The 3,216-nt window shown below is 34.1% G+C and carries 3 protein-coding genes; 2 read left to right on the forward strand and 1 reads right to left on the reverse strand.

Features of this window, described 5'->3' with window-relative positions; all coding sequences use genetic code 11:
* Nucleotides 1-91 precede the first annotated feature (91 nt).
* Together ABD792_RS04385 and ABD792_RS04390 are read left to right on the forward strand one after the other, a co-directional pair.
* Nucleotides 92-1,969, forward strand: a complete 1,878-nt coding sequence (locus tag ABD792_RS04385; protein ID WP_345004591.1) for an ATP-dependent nuclease — start codon at nt 92-94, stop codon at nt 1,967-1,969.
* A gap of 316 nt (nt 1,970-2,285) precedes the next feature.
* Complete coding sequence (locus ABD792_RS04390) at nt 2,286-2,678, forward strand: hypothetical protein (RefSeq protein WP_345004592.1); 393 nt, start codon at nt 2,286-2,288, stop codon at nt 2,676-2,678.
* A 352-nt stretch (nt 2,679-3,030) separates the two neighbouring features.
* On the opposite strand, the gene ABD792_RS04395 is transcribed toward ABD792_RS04390, so the two are convergent.
* Nucleotides 3,031-3,216, reverse strand: a 186-nt coding sequence (locus ABD792_RS04395; RefSeq protein ID WP_345004593.1) for a hypothetical protein, incomplete at its 5' end; no start/stop codon positions are given.

The following is a 3,216-nucleotide window of genomic DNA, read 5'->3' on the forward strand; positions in this document are numbered from 1 at the left end:
TTGTTTTGGCTTGGTGGTAAACCGAAAGTGATTTCCTTCGAACTGCCCTACTGTATATACACAGAACGTTGGCATTAATATAAAAAAACATATGACATTTCCATTTGACATCACAATACAACTAAACCAATCTGGAATTACAGGTATTCAAAATAAAACGATAAAAGTCAATGGAGGAATAACAACTTTTTTAGGACCAAATGGTTCTGGCAAAACACAACTTCTTAGAGGGCTAAAAAATAGTTTAGGAACTCATTCTAATGGGAAAAAGATAAGATATGTGTCTGCAGGCAGATTAGGTCCAATGGAAACTTATCGCTCAGATTACGATGGACAAAGAGGAGGACGACCTAGATTTGATGAAGCTACATTTGGTAACAAATCATCAACGACTCGTAGACATCAAAATGAGACGATTCTAGGTGATTTTGGAACACTTTCGGAAAGACCTGATATTCTTATAAAAGTGCAAGAAAGATTGAGAAAACTCTTCAAACGCGATTTGACATTAGATTGGGATGGTGGAGTTCTTAAAGTGTTTTTTTCTAGAGTTGACGAAACAAATAATAATAATTATTCTTCGGCAAGAGAAGCAAGTGGACTTTTACATTTAGTTGCAATTCTTGCATCACTTTATGATGACGAGGTGGGTTGCTTATTAATTGATGAACCAGAAGTATCTCTACATCCACAATTACAATCATTTGTAATGGATGAAATTATTAAGGTAGCTGGTGCAAATAACCAACCAGGAAAGAAACTGGTATTTATCTCTACTCATTCAACGGAATTTATTGAAATTAGTTCGGTTCAACAATTATCAACAATTGTTTTCTGCAAAGATATTTTAGACCAGCCTGTTCAAATTGACCCAACCATTGGAGAATTTCAAAGTAGAAAATTACAGGCACTTTTGACTAGGCTTGGACAAGAACATAAATTAGCTCTTTTTTGTCATTCACCACTTCTTGTTGAAGGTCCTAGCGATGAAATTATTTGCTCGGCAATTAATAGAAAACTTAATATAAATCTAGAGGCTGCAGGTTCTCAAATTTTACCAGTTACAGGAAAGGGACAATTTCCAGTAGTTATAAAATTAATGAGACTTATAGGTAAAAAACCCGCATTACTTGGAGACGCTGATGCACTAACTGATAATTTAGACATTATTAGTGTGTTTACGACTCTTGATAAGGCAAATTTTTATGCTAGTGAATTAGGTCATCGAGATGCGCCAGAATTTGCCCGTAATATATATAATGATTTCTGTCAACTAATTGCAAATAATTGGGCAGATATTCAATCTCACGCAGAACAACATTATTATTGGATTAATAGAGACACTGATAAAGATGAGTTAATTGCTAAAAGAAGAAGTGCTTTTTGTTGGTTATTTACAACTGATGATTCTACTTTATCTTCAATTGACAATGGAGGGAATTGGCTTACTATAAAAAGTAGACTTTCAAGACTACTAGAACTTCTAGAAAAATTAGGTTGTTTCATCTTAAGAAAGGGCACAATCGAAGCATATTATCAGTACGTGTCAACTCTTACGAATGATGAAAAACCAAATGCCGCATCTTACGAGGTAAATGGATTAATAAGCGAAACAACTGAAAACGTGGCTTCAAATTACTCTGATATAATAAGAGCTTTGGACTATTGCTCACAAGCAGAAAAGATAAATGAAGCTGAAGCAATTCGTGATTTATTGCTCGCTATTGTTTCACCAGCTCTAGCAAAAATTAATAATGAAAGTACCGAAAATGAGCTAAAAATATATTCAAAAAATTTGTTTGGCGCAAAATCTAGTTTATTTGATTTAGCTATAGAAGTGGAAGGTGAAGACATATATTTGATTGTTAATTTAGCATCTGATATTCTAGAAGTTAATGGGTTTCCATTAAAAATAAAAAAAGGAAGTAATCCGATTGAAATTGTGAACAATTCATTAAGATTAAACTAAATACTAATGCCAATAACTAAGCGTTCGTATGGTCGGTACGGCCAAACATGGACGCCGTGTTGACTGAACCGTTTGTTAGTCGGTTAGCCTACTATGGGGACTGCCTTATTTAATTGATTAAAAATCTTGTGTTCAAATGGATATCTGCCTTACTGAAATAAATTCAGCACAAGTCGTAGGTATGACAGAGGGATTTATTGTCTTACTTTATTCCATTGCTACATGAATTAATTCTCTTACTTTTATTCAGTAAAAAAGAGACTTTTTGTGAGGTCTCGCGTTGTGCATAATTTGATAATTAGAATATTTATAAAACATGAAAAAAATATTCATATTCACTTTACTCTCTTTTTTCGGTTGTAAAAACGAACCGATTTGCACTGTGAATGAAAATAACGCTGGAAAAGAAATATATGATTTGGATGAGGCGACTTGCTTCATTGCATTAAAGCTAATTAAGAAAAAATCCGACTTGAATTTGATACGTGACGCTCTACTTGCGGAAATGAATTATATGGATAAAATTGGACTGAATTCTGGCAATCCGAATCCTGAACACGAACCGGAATCGAATACCGAATTGGATATCAACCTCATGGTGGAATACGCTCTGAATGAGGAAAAAGTTGAACTGACTAAAGAAGAATTAATCAAAATCTATGATGCCGAAGTTGAATATTTAATGTTTATAGGAGTTGTAGATGAATAAAAACTATGCACAATAACAAGTGTTCATGTGGTCAGAACGGCCAAACATGAACACCATGCCTATCCTGAGCATCTCGACAAGCTCGATACTGGCTCAGACTAAAGGCAGGTATGACAACGGAGTTTGACTTCTTATTTTTTCCATTGCCACATGAAATAATTCTCTTACTTTTATTAAAAACCAGGGACGTTTTGAGAGGTCTCCTGTTGTGCGTAATTTGACAAATGAAAGAAACCATATTCAAAAATGAAAAATCATTGAATATTTTGAATTTATTAATTCAGAATGGACATTACAAAGGATTTGTGGAGTCAGGAAGATTTGAATTAACTCGAAATCACTTTCCAAACAACTATAAAATTACTGGAATTCTAAATGATATTGGAGAATTTGAGATCACTTCATCTCTCAAAATAAATATGTTTGGAAGCGGAAAAATTTTGGCGATTGTTGGAATTTTGCTCACACTGGCTATTTCGGCGTGACCATGCCACGTATTTCGGTCAAACAGTGCCACTTTGAGAGATCCTGCAATGAT

The sequence above is a fragment of the Snuella lapsa genome (genome assembly GCF_039539345.1).
Classification (GTDB): Bacteria; Bacteroidota; Bacteroidia; order Flavobacteriales; family Flavobacteriaceae; genus Snuella; species Snuella lapsa.